Source organism: Lactobacillus sp. ESL0246 (genome assembly GCF_003692965.1).
Taxonomy (GTDB): domain Bacteria; phylum Bacillota; class Bacilli; order Lactobacillales; family Lactobacillaceae; genus Lactobacillus.
Window position 1 is genome coordinate 12,788 of sequence record NZ_REHC01000006.1, and the last position, 16,378, is coordinate 29,165.

Sequence of the window (16,378 nt, forward strand, 5' to 3'; positions counted from 1 at the left end):
GGTGATATAAATTTTGAACAATACCCGTATAGTTATTAATTTGATAGCTACTTTAGTCATTTTTGCTTTTGCAGCGTTTTTTGTGGCAGCTGAGTTTGCTTTGGTTCAAACCAGATCAAGTCAGCTTGAGGATATGCTAGCAAATAACGAGGGCAACCGTCATAAAATTAAGCGTGCATTGCACATGACCCATAATTTGAATGAATATTTATCAACAACACAGGTCGGTACAACTTTAGTGGGAGTTGTTTTAGGGTGGTTTTCAGCAGATACATTTGCGGCACTTTTTGAGAGACTATTAAATTTGACACAGGTAAATTATTCAATTTTACGTTCTATCAGTGCAATCTTAGGTCTAATTTTGCTAACCTATTTAGAAGTTGTTATCACTGAGATAGTACCTAAAAATATTGCTATTGATATGCCGGTTAAGATTTTACTTGAAATTACCTCACCACTACAATTTTTTCATACTTTGGTTTATCCATTTGTTTGGCTTCTTAATATAAGCTCTAATGGTTTATTAAAAATATTAGGTTTTGAACCTGCTGATGAAGAAAATCAAATTTATTCACAATCTGAAATCATTAAATTATCACGCAAGGCTGTTCATGGTGGATCACTGGATAAAAATGATCTTACTTATATGACAAGAGCATTTGAATTTAACGATAAAATAGCTAAAGATATTATGACAGATCGTACAAGAATCTTAGCGATCAATTCGACTGAATCAATTAAACATGCTTTAAACATGTATTTAAATGATGGCTTTAGTAGATTACCGGTTGTTCGTGAAAACAATAAAGACGATGTTGTGGGTTATATTTATGCTTTTGATGTCATTCAGCAGAGTCAAGTTGATGCTCAAGTCCCAGTGACTAGAATTATACGAACCATGATCACTGTTCCAGAATCGATGCCTATTCAGGATATTTTGCATTTGATGATTAAAAAGCATACCCCAATTGTTCTAGTCGTTGATGAGTACGGGGGGACAAGTGGAATTGTAACAGATAAAGATATCTATGAAGAACTGTTTGGAACGGTTAAGGATGAAATTGATGACGTTTCTGACGATTATATTATTAAGGATAAAGATGGCAACATTCATATTTCTGGTAAAACAACTCTATACGATTTTGCACGTTACTTTAGAAGTGATTTAAAGAGATTCCAAGATAGTGATATTATTACTCTTGGTGGTTATATGATGGAGCATTATCCCGATTTAAAAGAAAATGAAACTGTTGAATTTGATAATTTTGAGTTTAAGTTAGAGAAACGTGAACAAGGATTTATGAATTGGTTTATCGTTAAACAATTGAAGCTTAACCAAACAGATCAGTTTACTTAAAATAAAAAGTAGATAGATATAAGTCAACAAGACAATAATAAATGAGGCAAATGTCAACGCTAATTCTAGCGCATGATAAACGCACAGTTATGTACACCTTTCTAAAGATTTCGTGCCATAAGCACCCTCTTCTTTCAAGTAAAACAGCTGATTGCCCTCAAAACAATTTGCTATCAATTCAACTTTAATTATAGCAAAAGCATTGTGTTTACCGAAACTTTGCATACAACATAGAGTATTATATGAAATATTTATTGCAGCTAAAACCCACTTTTTAGATTTTGTTGAATAGAATATACTGCATAATAAAATGTTTATTTATCAAATTTAATTAAAAGCCAAAATATAAACTTGCTTAATTTGGTATTTTATCTTTTCCTGCAACTAAATGATTGAATCAGTCAGTACAAGATGTTGAAGGTATCGGTCGGTTCGTTAATTGAAGGTAATTAGCCGATGCAATTAAGTGTATTCAAAAATAAATATTTTAGCCCATGGTTTAATACAGGTTATAAAAAATTATCAAGGTGTTGAATGAACTTGAATCTTATTTAATAGATATTTGATTTGGGCAAATTTTTAAAATATATTCTGAAGATTGAAAGAACGCTGGATATTAATCTGAGCGTTTTTTTGTGTAATGGATTTTTTCGAGACTTGTAGCAGCTTTGGCAACTGTAGGTTGTCAGTTACGCATCACAAATTTGCTTGGCAAAAAGGAGGGTTAGGAGATAATTAGGCTAACAAATTTGAAAGGATGATTGTGATGGAAAATATTTTTGTTGAGCAATTAAATAAATTGAGACGCAAACAAAGATTATCCCAAAATGATTTGGCGCAAAAATTGTACGTTTCGCGGCAATCCGTTTCTAAGTGGGAGTTAGGAGAAACTGAACCGGATATTACTAAGCTGATTAACTTAGCCGAGATATTTGGTGTATCACTGGATTATTTATTGGCAGGTGTATCAACTAAACGGGATCTTTTGTTGAAAGTTACTGATTTGCATAAGTCATTTGCCTATCCGGTATTAAGGAAGGTTAACTTAACGATTGCAACGAGAGACCGTATTGCATTGTTGGGCAGTAATGGTGCGGGCAAATCAACCTTAATTAAAATAATTACTCAATTGTTGCAGCCAGATAGTGGTAAGGTTGAATTGTTTTATGATCCCAAGACCGATTTAAGCATTATGCCTCAGGAAAATGTTTTGATTGACACGCTAAGGGTATCCGAACAGCTGCAATTAGAAGCCGCAATCGATCAGGTTTATGATGAGTGGAAAATTGATGCACTACTCGAAAAATTTAATCTTAAGCAGCAGGCTAAACTTGCTATTAAAAAGCTATCTGGTGGTCAAAAACGCAGATTACTTCTTTTGTTAACTTTGATTAAGCCGAGTAAGTTTTTTATATTCGATGAGCCGACAGCTGGAATGGATTTAAAAACAATCGATTTTTTTTGGCAGCAGCTGGATCATATTAACAGCACGGTTTTAACGACAACTCATGATTTTAACCAGATTGATAAGTATTTTTCTCGAGTTGTGTTGCTCAAAGATGGGCAAATTGCTCAGAATGTCAATGTTGATGAAATTCACCAGCATCATCAGACAATTGAACAGTAGTACCGGCATTTTAACGATGGCAAGGAGACTAATAATGATTAAATGGCTACAATTAAAAAACATTTTGCACAATCCTCGCTTCATAGTGTTTACAATTATTATTCCGATTTGCTGGTATATATTGATGCTGAATGCAATTCCTTCTTACACTGGTATCAATTATGCAATTTTCTTAATTGCCTGTTTGTGGGGGATTGTCGGCAACTCAGTTGTAACTTTTGGCAAAAGAATCAATACGGGCAAGCAGTATTATGCATTAAAAGATAAAACATCATTTTATTCCCTGGGACATTATTTGTTTGATCAGGTATTGCTGCAATTAATTCTGAATCTAATTATCATTATGGCGAATATTATTATCGGTGTTGGCTGCTCTAAGATAAAATTTGATGATAAATTGATTATTTGTATGCTGCTATTAAGCAGCGCTGGTATTTATAGTAGTGTGATCGGCTTTACATTAGGAATGCTCTTGCAAGAAGACACGCTTGATGAGTTAACTTTTTTCTTAATGCTAATTATGATGATGGTGATTAGTCCCTTTGAATTATTTAAACAAGATACTTTCACTAAATGGCTCACTAACTTGCAAAAAATGTTTCCCTTTCACTATATCTTTAGTGCAGTCAATGATTTGTTAACTAGACAATCCTTTGTTAAGGATTTAGCCTTGCTATGTTTAACATTTGTTGTAACACTAATTCCGTGGTTAATAATTATTTGGTGGAAAGATAAAAAGGGTACAATAAGTGCTTTTTAATAAATCACATGATTATGTTAAGTACTCTTGTTATCAACAATTTATATTGTAAATGTTAACAAACTTGTCGCTTATAGGCTACGCGAGGTTGTTAATTTTATCCGTGACTATAATGACTTAACTTGAAAGCTAAAAATCACCGCGAAAGAGAGTGGTTTCTAGCTTTTTTGTACAAAAATAAAGACGAGGGTGCAACACTTAATATTTTAAATTTACCCTCTTTGTGTGGTATTGAAGATCCCAATTTGCGGCAACTAAAAAATAATCTTATTCTTGAGTATATAAATATCAGGCAGAAAGTGATCATGAACGAATTAAGGAGCGCCAACGTCAAGGTATCGAAATAGATAGCTAAAGCAGAAGGTCGCTATCATGGGCGTAAGCCTAAATATTCTAAAGATAGTCCACAATTGCAACACGTTTTTAGACTTTATAAGAGTGATATGACCGACACCAGAGTAGTAAAATTAACTGGTATCAATCGCGCAACTTTCATACGATATAGAAAAAAATTGAAATCGTTTATTAATCTTTCTATTATCACAAGGCGATAGAAAAAGCAGGCTTTTGGTGTTCATTTCAAAAGTACTACTTTTCAAATAATTTATTTACTTCTCCAATATAATCTACCGTCATCCGTTCTATTCAAAAAGTTATATTCTATTAAATCACGTCTTCTTGTAACATAATTATCTATAAGTCCCATTAAAATGAGATTTACATCCTGTTCAGAGTATTTCTTTTCAGGCTCAAATTTAGTCGCTAAATAAGATAAGACAAGTAATCGATTTTTTCTTTTCCCGGCCAAATTTTCACTCTACCTCTAGAATCCACGTACTTATCTAATGTAATGTTATGCTCCATTAACTCTTACTGCCTTTCTATTTAACAAATAGCTTATTCCCAATAAAACTATCCCTAAAGTTGCTAAAAAATTTAAGCACTACCAATTCTAAAATTATCTGATATATAACTATTAATTGACAAAACAATTACAGAAACACCCGCATCAAGTGCATTACTGACTGAAATTATTGTTGCCCTATTAGATTCCATTGTAATACTTTGTTGTAGTATTGTCTCTTGAAGAATTTGTTCAATACTACCGAATATAGTATTGAGCAAAAAGAAAAATTTTGATAAGTTTAAATCTTTAATTAAACAATAAAAACAACTTAGAAATCAAGGACTTGGACCTTAAACTAATATGCTATTCATGACACAATATAGCTGTAAAGAAAAAGAAATCTTGCAAAACAAGACTTCCCTTCTAAATATCAAGCCTCCGCTTTAAATGCGGCTGACAATTATAGTTTTACGAAAGAATCTACCATAACTAGCCAAAATAAAATTAACCCTCTAGATTGGACCAAAATCCATCTAGAGGGTTAACTTAACAGTCTTCTTTTTATTTGATTATTTTATTTATTGGTAACGCGTCCAATGATTTCAGGCTTAAGTACACCAATGTAGCGAAGATTGCGGTAGGCATTCATAAAATCTAGTCCATAACCAACAACAAATTCATTGCCTACTTTTGAACCATAATATTCAATATCAACATCGGTTCGTCTGTTAGTTTCTTTATTAAGTAGTACGCAGCATTTGACACTTTTGGCGCCTCGTTCTTTGAGCAGATTCTTCATATACTTTAAAGTAAGACCAGTATCAACAATATCTTCGACGATAAGTACATCGCGACCATTGACATCAGTCGTGAGATCTGAAATCAACTTAACTTTTCCAGAAGATTCAAACCCATTGCCATAACTGGAAACATCAAGAAAGTCAATTTCTTCTTTAACATCCATTTCTCGTACCAGGTCGGTTAAAAAGAATATTGCGCCTTTAAGTGCACCTACAATAAGAGGATTTTTTCCCGCATAATCTTCAGTTAGCTGTTTGCCTAGTTTAACGCACATTTTATGAATGTCGTTTTCGGTAAACAACTGATGGTCAATAATACTGTTAATATTGTCGTTTTTCGGCATTGATTTACCCTTTACCTTAAAATTTTTGAATTACTAATAGTATCAATTATATCATTTTATGGTTAAAAAAGCAGACTGTTTTAAACTTTTTTTGTCAATAGTTGTCTAAATTACGGACAAAATTATTATATTAAATAAAAATAGTAGGATTAACTGGATATTAACTCAAATTTATAGAGTTATTCCTAAAGTTTTTGTTACAATGAAGAAAGATATTAAATTAAAGAGAAGGCATTTAAATGAAAAAAGAAAAAGAAATAAAAATGCTTAAAGCCTTTGCGGATGCAAATGCGACGTCAGGCTTTGAAGAAGAATTTGTTAAATTGTTCACGCAAACTGTCAAAGATTTTGCTGATATCAAAGTTGATGGTATGCTTAATGTATACGCTGCTAAGAAAGAAAATCAAGCTGGACGGCCAGTAATTCAGTTAGATGCTCATTCGGATGCTGTTGGTTTCATTACTCAGGCAGTCAGACCAAATGGAATGATTAAATTTGTTCCCCTAGGTGGATGGGTAAAATATAATATACCAGCATTGCGAGTAAAAATTAGAAATAAAGATGGCGAATATATTCCCGGCGTTGTTGCAACAAAGCCACCACATTTTATGACTGAAGCAGAAAGGAATAATGTTCCAGATGTTGCTGATATGTCAATTGATGTTGGTTCATGTTCGCGTGAAGAGACCATCAATGATTTTAAAATTGATACGGGTTGTCCAATTTTTGTTGATGTAAAATGTGAGTATAACGAAAAAACGGGATTATTCTTTGGTAAAGATTTTGATGATCGTTTTGGTGCAGCAGCAATGGCAGATGTTCTTGAAATTTTAAAAGAAGAAGAAACTAACTTTAATGTAGTCGCAGCTCTTTCTAGTCAAGAAGAAGTTGGACTTCGTGGTGCTTATGTGACTGCGCGAGCAGTCAAACCTGATTTAGCAATTGTGCTTGAATCTTGCCCAGCCGATGATACTTTTACCCCTGAATGGTTGTCACAAACCGGTCTTAATCGTGGACCGATGTTAAGGGATATGGATACTACATTTTTACCGAATCCTAAATTCCAACAGTATGCTTGTGATTTAGCTGATAAGAATCACTTACCATATACACGTTCTGTTCGGACTGGTGGGGGACAAGATGGTGCAGCCATTTACTATGAAAATGGTGCGCCTACAATTGTTATTGGAATTCCAGTTCGATATGAGCATTCACCATATTGTTTTAGTTCATATCATGATTTTAAAGCTTCAGTAGATTTAGCTGTTGCAATTATTCGCGATATGACTAAAGAAAAACTGAATAGTTTTACTAAATTCTAGAATTAATTTGGTGAAATAATATTCTTTATGTTATACTTTAATAAATTATAGTAAGTCACTAGGGGTGCCACATAGCTGAGAAATACCCTCTGAACCTGAACGGGATAATACCTGCGCTAGGGAAGTGTTAAAGAAAAAATTTAACGTGTACTCCTATTGACTCAAGTTATAGGAGTATTTTTTATGTTTACAAGATCATCGAAATGGAATGTTAAGTCAATCATTTTAATCGCACTCATTGGAATAATTATGGGTGTGGTTTATACTTATGGTTTTAACTGGGCATACAATTTAATTAAGTTAATATTAATTCCAACTGGCTTTGCGCCTGTGACGGATACTGTTTTTACTGGATTATGGTTAATAGCTGCACCGTTAGCAATTTATTTTGTTCCAGCACCTGGTTCAGGAACAATTGGTGAATTATTGTCTGCAATTGTAGAAATGGCTATTGGCGGACAATGGGGTGCAATGACACTAATTTCCGGAATACTGCAAGGTGCAACGAATGAAATAGGCTTTTTCCCTAAAAAAAGTCGTTATCAAAGATTCTCATGGACAAGTGTACTGACAGGGGCAGTGTTTGCGGGTTTGGCTTGCTTTATATCTTCTTATATAATATATGGCTGGAATAAGTTCAGTTTTCAGCTTCAACTGGTTATGTTTATTACCAATTTAATTTCATCAATTGTTTTTGATGGTGTTTTAGTTAAGCTAATTACCAATTTGTTTGACCGTGCGTTAAAGCCAAAAGTCGATTAAACGTTTAATTACAAATAAAAACGAGAGAAAATTTGCTCTCGTTTTTTATTTGATATCCTTACTTAAAATTGAATGAACTTTAGTTGTTAACATGTCAATGGCTACATCATTGTCTCCGCCTTCTGGAATAATGATATCCGCATAACGCTTTGTAGGCTCAATGAACTGATGATACATCGGCTTAACTGTTCCTAAATACTGCTCAATAACAGATTCAATTGATCTACCACGTTCTTGAAGATCACGTTGCAATCGGCGGATGAAACGAATATCATCATCAGTGTCAACGTAAACTTTAATATCCATTAAATTACGTATTTCTTCGTTAGATAGAACCAAAATCCCTTCCAAAATAATAATATCAACCGGATCAGTATGAATGGTTTCCTTGCTTCTGGTATGTTCTTTAAAATCATATACAGGCATTTCAATAGCTTCATAATTAAGTAAGCTGCGTAATTGTTTCGATAATAGCGGGATATCAAAAGCATTAGGATGATCATAATTAATATTGAGTCTAGCACTCATTGGAATCCCTGTATTATCTTTATAATATGAATCTTGTGTCATAATTAAAACATGTTCATTTTCTTGCATCTGTTCGACAATTTTATGAGCAATGGTAGTTTTTCCACTACCTGAACCGCCGGTAATACCGATTACGACAGGTTTTTTAAGTTGAGACATTGAGACACTCCTTTTTATCAAATAACATTTTACTTTACTTTATCAAGAATTGCCAATAAGTACGTTAATACAAATTTTTTGTTTGAAATCGATTTATATATCATAATATGGGAAATAGATAATTTTAAAAACAAAGAGGAATAGTTACTAACTATAATTTAATGCCAGTTAAATATTTTATTGATGTGGTATGAACACATTGTTTTATTACAGCTTCTAAAAGAAATTATGTTTCTGAAACTGTGGTAAGTTCTATAATTTAAAAAATGTGGTATTATATACAATAATAAATGAAAAGACGCATTTAAGATTACGTCTGATTTTTAATATTGAGAGAAGGTAATATTTATGAATAACTTTTTTAATAGTCTTATTTTTAGTAGAATGGTAGGAATTATATTTATTTGTTTATCAGTATATGAGCTTGTTAATGCTGTACGGTACACGAATGGTATTTTACACAAGGGGACGGACAATGGATTCTCTTTAGCAGCAATAGGTTATTCTTTCTTTTTCGGTATTATTTTATTAGGGATAGGAATTACAGGTCTCGTTCATCCATTTTAAATTTTTATATCTAGCTGGGCGTAATTCGGAGCTGAGAAATAATTGCACTAATCATCAAAAAAATGGAAAGCGCTATCCAAAAAAGTGATATAAGTGATATAATAGAATAAACTTATGATACATTTAGGAGGAAATATTATTATGGCAGAACAAACAATTATGCTAAATTGCAGTGCTGGTATGAGTACGTCTTTATTGGTAACTAAGATGCAACAAGCTGCTGAGGAGCAAGGACTTGATGTTAAAATTTTTGCTTGTCCAGCTTCAGAAGCTTCACAGCATCTTGATCAAGAAGAAATTGATTGTGTCTTGCTGGGACCGCAAGTCAGTTATATGAAAGATGATTTTGCTAATAAAGTTAAGGGCAAAGGTAAGGACGGAAAAGATATTCCTCTTGGTGTTATCAATATGCAAGCCTATGGCATGATGGATGGCAAGAAGGTTTTGCAACAAGCTCAAGATTTAATTAACGGCTAATTGGGGGATTATGATGGCAGAACAAAAGACAGCTGAACAAAAAGAACAGGAAACTTTGCAAGCAGCTATGGGGCTGATTGCAAATGGTGGCAATGCGAAGAGTCTGGCTTTTGAAGCTATTAGATTAGCCAAAAAGGGCGACATTGATGGCGCACGTGCTAAATTAAAGGAAGCAGATGATTCATTAACTGAAGCTCATAATTCTCAAACTGCGATGTTAACGCAAGAAGCGCAAGGCAATCATACGCAGGTTACTTTGTTAGTTGTTCATTCACAGGATCATTTGATGAACGCAATTACTTTTAGAGACTTGGCTGGTGAAATGGTCGACTTATATGAAAAATTGTATAAAGCGGATGTATTAAAATAAAAACGTTGAATAAAAGTTAAAAAGCGAAGTTTTTACGACTTCGTTTTTTTTGTGTGTCAAATTAAAGCTCTTTGTCAAATGATGTAAATATTTATAAATATTTTAATTTCCTGTACTTGGCAGTTGGTTACTTCAGTATTTTTGAATTATTAATTACTAAAACACATTGCTTTTTTAGCAATCAATGTAATTATACTCTGTTTTAACGCTTCACATACTACCTACTAAACTAATTGTAAAAAATGATTTTTTATTATATACTAAATTCCAAAACTTGCTTTCATTATAAATAAAAGAGATATGCTCTAACTGGTGGTGATCCTGATAAATAATAGTCATAAATTAACTTATATTGTGATTACAATAATTATATTATTAGGAATATATATTTTTTGTTCTGAAACTTATATCTCTTATGAATTAGATTATCAAATTAATGCAATGATTAAAAATCACGATATTAAAGAAATGAAAAAAGTATCAGATAATAAAAAAATATATTTATTTTTAGTACATCTTAATAAAAATGATTCTTGCAAAAATACTTCTGATTACCAAGGTGGAGATAAAAATATTTATTTGTATGGTACAGAAATCAAAGGAAAAGCAATAGGGGTTGATATGAAAAAAGAAAATAACTTCTATTGGAAAGTAGATAAACTTTATTTTACTGAAAGGTAAGTCATGAAAACATATGCAAATGCCAAAAATATAATTAAAACAATATTTGGGGAATATTTAAGGTTAGATCTTGGCAATATAAAGATTGGAGCTAACAATAATAATGACAAAAAACAAGCCTACAATGAGAGAACAGCTGTTAACAGATCATGCCTATAAAGTTGTACGGATTATTTCACTATGCGAACTCTTGCTAGTTTTAATCTTACCGCTTTTCAAGCTTATGGATTTAAGCGTTGGTGTTTTAGGCTTTCATTGGCTAACTTTAGGGGACTTATTTACGACATTTTTTCAACGCCAACATATTCTTTTTATTATAAGTATGCTTTTAGGTGAGTTATTAGCTCTAATTATTTGTGTTATTTTGTTTTTTTATATTATTTGGGCTTCAGGCAACATGGTTTTTGGCAAATAATATATACAAAGGTGTAAGCGCCCTATTTTCAGTTTTAATTTCACAATTAGACCAATAAATCAAATACAAACAATAAAACTTGGTCATTGTGATTGTGCCAAACGTGAGTCGAATGACCATGGGCGATTAGATTACATTTATTGCAATGCTGTTAACAGTTTCGGCAACCTAATTAGTAACTGCGAGGTTAAGGTTTTTAATGTTGAGCAAAAGTTCAATACAATTAAAGAGAGGATAGAAGCAAACTCCTAAATAGATTTGAAGAGTAGAGTCAATGAATTTTATTGTTGAGGGCTTAGGACCTCTTTTTTGCCTAGAGAAACCTATTATATAGAATAATCATAGAAACTAGATTAAGATATCTATCAATAGGATGAGCCAAAATTAATAGGTTTATGTAGTTTTAAACCATTAACTGTATTATTTAAATAACTCATCATTAAATAAAAAAACAGGAGATAATTTTCAAATAAAGAAAATTATCTCCTGTTGCATTCGCAAAAAATTGTGAGTCTTCTTTGGTTGAATTGCTGGTAATTAATCTAAATCTAAGCCATTAGTAGTAATAACTTTTTTGTACCAAGCAAAGGAATCTTTACGTGAACGACTCAGGTCTCCTTCACCTGCATCATTCTTATCTACGTAGATAAAGCCATAACGTTTATCCATTTGACCAGTACCTGCAGAAACAAGATCAATAGGTCCCCAAGGAAGATAACCCATTAAGTCAACCCCATCAATTTCTACGGCTTTTTCCATTTCAGAAATATGTTTTCTCAAATAATCAACGCGGTAATCATCATGAATAGAGCCATCTGCTTCAACTTTATCGTATGCACCAAGACCATTTTCAACGATGAATAATGGCTTATGATAACGATCTGTTAAATGATTTAAGGCAATTCTTAAACCTTCTGGATCAATTTCCCAACCCCAATCGCTACGTTCTAAAGTTGGATTTTTAGCAATGGCTTTAGATAAATCGTTTAATTTATCTGGTTCAACGTTTTTCGCGGAAACAGTAGTTGTTTGGTAGTAGCTAAAACCAACGTAGTCAACAGTTCCTTCTTTTAAGACAATTCGATCTTCATCGGTAATGTCTGTCCGATAACCATTTTTGTTAATATAAGTTTCAACTTCTTTAGGATATTCACCAAAAACGTGGACATCTGAGAACCAATCGCGGCGTTGTTCAAATTTATCTGCCAAGAGAACATCATCTGAAGATGGCGTTAATGGCCGAACAGGTGAATAATTAATCATACAGCCAATTTCGAACTTAGGATTGATCTTGTGACCAACCTTAACTGCTAACGCAGAAGCTACTAATTCATAGTGAGCAGCTTGGTACATGGCTGCCTCTTTTTCTTTCTCACTGAGATTATTAAGAATAATTCCTGAATTTGTAACCATTAAAAAGTCTTCATTATACGCAGACTGATTATCAATCTCATTAAATGTCATCCAGTATTTGACACTATCTTTGTATCGATTGAAACAAACGGTGGCAAAACGAATGAAGAAGTCAATCAACTTTCGATTGGTAAAACCATTATACTTTTTGACTAAATTGAATGGAATTTCAAAGTGTGAAAGAGTCACTACAGGTTCAATTCCATAATGATGGCAAGTTGCGAACAAATCGTCATAAAATTTCAGACCTGCTTCATTAGGCTCTTCGTCATCACCATTAGGAAAAATTCTGGTCCAAGCGATTGAAGTTCTAAAAGCCTTAAAACCCATCTCTGCCATTAATTTGATATCTTCTTTATAGTGATGATAGAAGTCTATGGCACTATGATTTGGGTAATTCTTTCCCTCAATGACGCCATCGGTAATTTCACGTGGCTTAGTTGCTGACCCAACAGTCATTACATCGGCAATTGACATTCCTTTGCCGTCAACATTCCAAGCACCTTCTAATTGATGAGCAGCAACGGCACCGCCCCATAAAAATCCCTCTGGCATTTTTGCTGAATACATAAGTATCTCCTTTTTATAACTATTATAGATAGCGCTAACAAATATATTTTATACCAATTATGATATATCCATCAAGTTAAAATGAAAATGATTAAAAAAATAGCGTTATAATGTTATTAGTGACAAAGCGAGGTATATTCTATGGCAGAACAAAAAGATTACGAACGCAAAAAGCAAGAAGATAATATTAAGTATTTGTACTTTAGCCGTTATTTGATGATTCGGTATAGTGTTGTTGTTTTTCTATTCACTAATTTAATCTGGCTCTTGATTTTAATACAATATCAAAAATGGTTAGGTATTCTTTTCGCGGGCATAGACACTATTTTATCTGGTATGGCTGCAATTGAGCAGTTAACTAAAATGCACAATCGTAAAGCAGATGTGCCACTGACTCGGCATTATTTAATGATTCAAATTATTTTTAACTGCTTACTGGCAATTATTATCTTTTTGCCAATAAATGATAATTTTTTCCCATTTATCACTACAAGTGATATCCGCTATTTAATTTTAGGATTGCTTTTTGGTGGAATACTTTTGGCTTATGTTTGTGAGCGACGAATTCATAACATTCGAATCGGAAAAGATAGATATATCAAAACAATTGATACATTTAAAAAAGTTAAATAATTGCTTGTATTTTTTAAGAAAGCGATTACAATAGTTATATGTAGTATATTAAGGATATGCTATATTGAAGGGAGTTTTAAAAATGACAGAAGCAAGTAAGAAACCGCTTAAGGAGCGAATTGCCGCCGCAGCTGGAAAATTTGCGGCAACAAGATTTGTGCGGGCAATTATGGATGCTGGTTACAGTGTGATCTCGTTTTCAATTGTTGGAGCGTTTTTCTTAATTTTGACGGTGTTGCCACAGATTATTAATACACCGGGATTTATAAGCTTTTATGCGAATACGATTGGCCGGTTTTCAAATTTATTCCAATCTGTGTATAACGCGACAATGGGGATTATTGCCTTGGTCTTCTCGGGCACCTTTGCTTATTCGTATACTAAAATTTATCATGATGAGGAAAAAATTAACTTAGTCCCGATGAATGGGTTAATGATGTTTTTAATGGGCTTCTTTATCACGGTAGCTGAGTTGGTCTGGAAAAATGGGCGAATGGAATTCGTGCAAGTTTTCAGTAAAACTCAGATGGTTGCTGGCGGTTATGAGGCCAATAACTCGGGTATATATCGGATTGGTGCAGTTGGGATCTTTATTGGGTTAGTTGTAGCTTGGTTGACTGTCCAAATTTATCGCTATACCATTAAGCATAACTGGCAAATTAAGATGCCAGCATCAGTTCCATCTGGCGTTGCTAACTCTTTTAGTGCTTTAATTCCAGCTTTTTGTATTGCTGTAATTATTGCGGCAATCAATGCTGCACTTGTTATGGCAGGGACTGATCTCTTTAAACTGCTATTTATTCCATTTTCATTCATCAGTGATATTGCTGATACTTGGTGGGGCTTTTTGATTATTATCTTCTTAATTCATTTCTTATGGTGGTTTGGAATTCATGGAGCAACAATTATTAGTTCGTTTTATACTCCAATCGTTTTAGCAAACATGGCTGCCAACGTTAAGGGGGCGCATCACTTTTTTGCGGGTGATCCCACCAACTCATTTATTACCATCGGTGGTTCTGGAGCGATGTTAGGTGTTGCTATTTGGTTAGTAATAGGAGCACGTTCAGCTCAATTAAAGGAATTGGGAAAGGTTGAAATTGTTCCGGCAATTTTTAATATTAACGAACCATTAATTTTCGGATTACCGATTGTATATAATATCGATTTAATGATTCCATTTGTTTGTGCACCGCTTGCTTCAGGTATTGTGGCATATTTGGGAATTAGCTCGCATTTGGTGCCAAAAATTATTGTGCAACAGCCATGGCCTACACCTGTTGGCTTAGGTGGTTTTATTGCTACTGCTAGTTGGCAAGGAGGGGTTTTGGCAATTGCGTGTGCAATTGTTGCTTTCCTTGTTTGGTATCCATTCATTAAGCACTATGATAATGTGTTATTAAAGAAAGAGCAGGCAGCAACAGCTGAATAAGGTTATTAAAATTAAGGAGTTGCCTATAATTTATAGGTGACTTTTTAATTTTAACAAAATGTAGTATATTACTTTATTAAAAAAGAGAGTGTGTTATATATGTTAACCTTTGGTAAAAAATTAAATTTTCGTCCATTATTAATTGCTCTATTTTGTTGTTTGTTTTTTGGATACCTGTCTAACTTAATACTATTAATGACTTCGGAAGAGTTAGGATGGAATTTTCGCACGGTTATTTGGAGTGCATTAGTGGGAATCTCGGTCTTTTTATTTATTACATTAATTTATTACCCAAATGTTTTGCAGGATGAATTCAATTACTTCACGATTTCTGATCAAGAAATAATATTTTATGATTATGGTGATCGCTATCAAAAGTTTAAGTTATTATTTTTAGGTAATAATGCCCCAGAAAAGCACATTAAACTTGCTGATATTAAAAATGTTCGAATTGTTGGAAAAAATGAAATTAAGAAGATATCATTTCCATTACCTTTTGATATGATGCATATTTATTTTATGGGAATTATTTCAATGCACTTGAATCCATTCGGTTTTGAATTAGAATTAGTCAATGGTCAAAAAATATATTTATCAATCGCTCGAGATCGAATTTATCATTCTGAAGATACGTCTATAAAGGCTACAGAGGCTTTAAATATGATTAAGCAAAGAATGAGTTAAGGTTTGATAAAACCAAATTTTGGTAATGTGTTCGCTTTCTTGTTATGATTAGTTCAGTAATAAACTTAACATGGAGGCTTATAAATGAAATATACTCAAACTAAAGAAATTTTAAACCAATTAGTTGCTGACTTAACTCAGATGCATATGATTGTTCATCAACATCATTGGTATATGCGTGGTAATCGCTTTTTAAAGTTGCATCCATACTTGGATAAGGTAATGGATGAGTTAGCTGATCAATTAGATCAAGTTTCAGAACGATTAATTACACTTGATGGTTCGCCTGTGTCGACTTTAAGTGAAATCGCTGAAAAGACAAAGATTGAGGATGAAAAGGGCAACTGGAATGAGACAATTGATCAGCGCTATGCCAAAATAATTGCCGGATACAAATATCTTGACAAACTTTATGAAAAAGGTATTGAAGTTAGTGATAATGAAGGCGACTATTCAACTAATGATATGTTGACAGGTTTTCATACTGACATTGAAAAACGGATTTGGATGATGTCTGGTGAAATTAATCAAGCACCTGAAATTGATCCAGAATAGGAATTTAATCAAAGACAAGTAGTTACTTGTCTTTTTTTGTGTCTTAATTAATCATAATCTTTGCTATAATAAGAA

General features: G+C 33.0%; 18 protein-coding genes, 1 pseudogene and 1 riboswitch. Of the genes and pseudogenes, 14 read left to right on the forward strand and 5 right to left on the reverse strand.

Annotated features, from left to right (window positions below; translation table 11 throughout):
* The first annotated feature begins 13 nt into the window (after positions 1-13).
* From F5ESL0246_RS01875 to F5ESL0246_RS01890, 4 genes and pseudogenes are all read left to right on the forward strand, one after another.
* Complete coding sequence (locus F5ESL0246_RS01875; RefSeq protein ID WP_122017838.1) at positions 14-1,357, forward strand: hemolysin family protein; 1,344 nt, start codon at positions 14-16, stop codon at positions 1,355-1,357.
* A gap of 766 nt (positions 1,358-2,123) precedes the next feature.
* Positions 2,124-2,984 (forward strand): XRE family transcriptional regulator, encoded by an 861-nt coding sequence (locus tag F5ESL0246_RS01880; protein WP_122018162.1) that lies wholly within the window; start codon positions 2,124-2,126, stop codon positions 2,982-2,984.
* Positions 2,985-3,018: 34 nt separating this feature from the next.
* Positions 3,019-3,744 carry an ABC transporter permease gene (locus F5ESL0246_RS01885; RefSeq protein ID WP_122017839.1) on the forward strand — a complete coding sequence of 242 codons (726 nt, stop codon included), beginning with the start codon at positions 3,019-3,021 and terminating at the stop codon, positions 3,742-3,744.
* Between the two features lie 179 nt (positions 3,745-3,923).
* Positions 3,924-4,298 (forward strand): annotated as a pseudogene (locus F5ESL0246_RS01890) (helix-turn-helix domain-containing protein); the annotation flags it as partial.
* A 50-nt stretch (positions 4,299-4,348) separates the two neighbouring features.
* On the opposite strand, the gene F5ESL0246_RS08475 reads toward F5ESL0246_RS01890, so the two are convergent.
* The 3 genes from F5ESL0246_RS08475 to hpt form a co-directional block, all read right to left on the reverse strand.
* Complete coding sequence (locus F5ESL0246_RS08475) at positions 4,349-4,552, reverse strand: DUF2087 domain-containing protein (protein WP_122017840.1); 204 nt, start codon at positions 4,550-4,552, stop codon at positions 4,349-4,351.
* A 128-nt stretch (positions 4,553-4,680) separates the two neighbouring features.
* A complete protein-coding gene (locus tag F5ESL0246_RS08180) occupies positions 4,681-4,869 on the reverse strand; it encodes a hypothetical protein (protein ID WP_147441053.1) in 189 nt (62 codons plus the stop codon).
* A 296-nt stretch (positions 4,870-5,165) separates the two neighbouring features.
* The gene (hpt, locus tag F5ESL0246_RS01900) at positions 5,166-5,735 is read right to left on the reverse strand and encodes a hypoxanthine phosphoribosyltransferase (RefSeq protein WP_122017841.1); all 570 of its coding nucleotides are present in this window, start codon (positions 5,733-5,735) and stop codon (positions 5,166-5,168) included.
* A gap of 239 nt (positions 5,736-5,974) precedes the next feature.
* On the opposite strand from hpt, the gene F5ESL0246_RS01905 reads away from it, so the two are divergent.
* Both F5ESL0246_RS01905 and F5ESL0246_RS01910 read left to right on the forward strand, forming a co-directional pair.
* A complete protein-coding gene (locus F5ESL0246_RS01905; RefSeq protein WP_122017842.1) occupies positions 5,975-7,057 on the forward strand; it encodes a M42 family metallopeptidase in 1,083 nt (360 codons plus the stop codon).
* Positions 7,058-7,107: 50 nt separating this feature from the next.
* Positions 7,108-7,197, forward strand: a riboswitch (TPP riboswitch).
* 43 nt (positions 7,198-7,240) lie between these two features.
* Positions 7,241-7,819 (forward strand): ECF transporter S component, encoded by a 579-nt coding sequence (locus tag F5ESL0246_RS01910; RefSeq protein ID WP_122017843.1) that lies wholly within the window; start codon positions 7,241-7,243, stop codon positions 7,817-7,819.
* Positions 7,820-7,864: 45 nt separating this feature from the next.
* On the opposite strand, the gene udk is transcribed toward F5ESL0246_RS01910, so the two are convergent.
* Complete coding sequence (udk, locus tag F5ESL0246_RS01915) at positions 7,865-8,506, reverse strand: uridine kinase (RefSeq protein WP_122017844.1); 642 nt, start codon at positions 8,504-8,506, stop codon at positions 7,865-7,867.
* 708 nt (positions 8,507-9,214) lie between these two features.
* On the opposite strand from udk, the gene F5ESL0246_RS01925 reads away from it, so the two are divergent.
* The 4 genes from F5ESL0246_RS01925 (at position 9,215) to F5ESL0246_RS01940 (ending at position 11,016) form a co-directional block, all read left to right on the forward strand.
* Positions 9,215-9,550 (forward strand): PTS sugar transporter subunit IIB, encoded by a 336-nt coding sequence (locus F5ESL0246_RS01925; RefSeq protein ID WP_122017846.1) that lies wholly within the window; start codon positions 9,215-9,217, stop codon positions 9,548-9,550.
* Positions 9,551-9,560: 10 nt separating this feature from the next.
* Complete coding sequence (locus F5ESL0246_RS01930) at positions 9,561-9,920, forward strand: PTS lactose/cellobiose transporter subunit IIA (RefSeq protein ID WP_122017847.1); 360 nt, start codon at positions 9,561-9,563, stop codon at positions 9,918-9,920.
* Positions 9,921-10,274: 354 nt separating this feature from the next.
* Complete coding sequence (locus F5ESL0246_RS01935) at positions 10,275-10,601, forward strand: hypothetical protein (protein ID WP_147441054.1); 327 nt, start codon at positions 10,275-10,277, stop codon at positions 10,599-10,601.
* Between the two features lie 103 nt (positions 10,602-10,704).
* Entirely contained in the window at positions 10,705-11,016 is a 312-nt protein-coding gene (locus F5ESL0246_RS01940; RefSeq protein WP_122017849.1) for a hypothetical protein, read from the forward strand.
* Positions 11,017-11,553: 537 nt separating this feature from the next.
* Here F5ESL0246_RS01940 and F5ESL0246_RS01945 read toward each other — a convergent pair.
* Complete coding sequence (locus F5ESL0246_RS01945) at positions 11,554-12,999, reverse strand: 6-phospho-beta-glucosidase (RefSeq protein WP_122017850.1); 1,446 nt, start codon at positions 12,997-12,999, stop codon at positions 11,554-11,556.
* A gap of 141 nt (positions 13,000-13,140) precedes the next feature.
* Between F5ESL0246_RS01945 and F5ESL0246_RS01950 the strand changes: the two genes are divergently transcribed.
* The 4 genes from F5ESL0246_RS01950 (at position 13,141) to F5ESL0246_RS01965 (ending at position 16,303) form a co-directional block, all read left to right on the forward strand.
* Positions 13,141-13,632: a PTS cellobiose transporter subunit IIA gene (locus F5ESL0246_RS01950; RefSeq protein ID WP_122017851.1), complete on the forward strand. Its 492-nt coding sequence runs from the start codon at positions 13,141-13,143 to the stop codon at positions 13,630-13,632.
* Between the two features lie 82 nt (positions 13,633-13,714).
* On the forward strand, positions 13,715-15,064 hold the full coding sequence (celB, locus tag F5ESL0246_RS01955) for a PTS cellobiose transporter subunit IIC (RefSeq protein ID WP_122017852.1): 1,350 nt from the start codon (positions 13,715-13,717) through the stop codon (positions 15,062-15,064).
* A 195-nt stretch (positions 15,065-15,259) separates the two neighbouring features.
* Entirely contained in the window at positions 15,260-15,748 is a 489-nt protein-coding gene (locus tag F5ESL0246_RS01960; RefSeq protein WP_147441055.1) for a hypothetical protein, read from the forward strand.
* An 84-nt stretch (positions 15,749-15,832) separates the two neighbouring features.
* Positions 15,833-16,303 (forward strand): DNA starvation/stationary phase protection protein, encoded by a 471-nt coding sequence (locus F5ESL0246_RS01965; RefSeq protein WP_122017854.1) that lies wholly within the window; start codon positions 15,833-15,835, stop codon positions 16,301-16,303.
* Positions 16,304-16,378: the final 75 nt, after the last annotated feature.

What these genes read in the sequence shown, in the direction of transcription:
- F5ESL0246_RS01930 (WP_122017847.1), top strand. Translation starts at nt 9,561, where the DNA reads ATGATGGCAGAACAAAAGACAGCTGAACAAAAAGAACAGGAAACTTTG.
- F5ESL0246_RS01940 (WP_122017849.1), top strand. Translation starts at nt 10,705, where the DNA reads ATGACAAAAAACAAGCCTACAATGAGAGAACAGCTGTTAACAGATCAT.
- F5ESL0246_RS01925 (WP_122017846.1), top strand. Translation starts at nt 9,215, where the DNA reads ATGGCAGAACAAACAATTATGCTAAATTGCAGTGCTGGTATGAGTACG.
- F5ESL0246_RS01950 (WP_122017851.1), top strand. Translation starts at nt 13,141, where the DNA reads ATGGCAGAACAAAAAGATTACGAACGCAAAAAGCAAGAAGATAATATT.
- F5ESL0246_RS01965 (WP_122017854.1), top strand. Translation starts at nt 15,833, where the DNA reads ATGAAATATACTCAAACTAAAGAAATTTTAAACCAATTAGTTGCTGAC.
- udk (WP_122017844.1), bottom strand. Translation starts at nt 8,506, where the DNA reads ATGTCTCAACTTAAAAAACCTGTCGTAATCGGTATTACCGGCGGTTCA.
- F5ESL0246_RS01945 (WP_122017850.1), bottom strand. Translation starts at nt 12,999, where the DNA reads ATGTATTCAGCAAAAATGCCAGAGGGATTTTTATGGGGCGGTGCCGTT.
- F5ESL0246_RS01905 (WP_122017842.1), top strand. Translation starts at nt 5,975, where the DNA reads ATGAAAAAAGAAAAAGAAATAAAAATGCTTAAAGCCTTTGCGGATGCA.
- F5ESL0246_RS01960 (WP_147441055.1), top strand. Translation starts at nt 15,260, where the DNA reads ATGACTTCGGAAGAGTTAGGATGGAATTTTCGCACGGTTATTTGGAGT.
- hpt (WP_122017841.1), bottom strand. Translation starts at nt 5,735, where the DNA reads ATGCCGAAAAACGACAATATTAACAGTATTATTGACCATCAGTTGTTT.
- F5ESL0246_RS01910 (WP_122017843.1), top strand. Translation starts at nt 7,241, where the DNA reads ATGTTTACAAGATCATCGAAATGGAATGTTAAGTCAATCATTTTAATC.
- F5ESL0246_RS01885 (WP_122017839.1), top strand. Translation starts at nt 3,019, where the DNA reads ATGATTAAATGGCTACAATTAAAAAACATTTTGCACAATCCTCGCTTC.
- F5ESL0246_RS01880 (WP_122018162.1), top strand. Translation starts at nt 2,124, where the DNA reads ATGGAAAATATTTTTGTTGAGCAATTAAATAAATTGAGACGCAAACAA.
- celB (WP_122017852.1), top strand. Translation starts at nt 13,715, where the DNA reads ATGACAGAAGCAAGTAAGAAACCGCTTAAGGAGCGAATTGCCGCCGCA.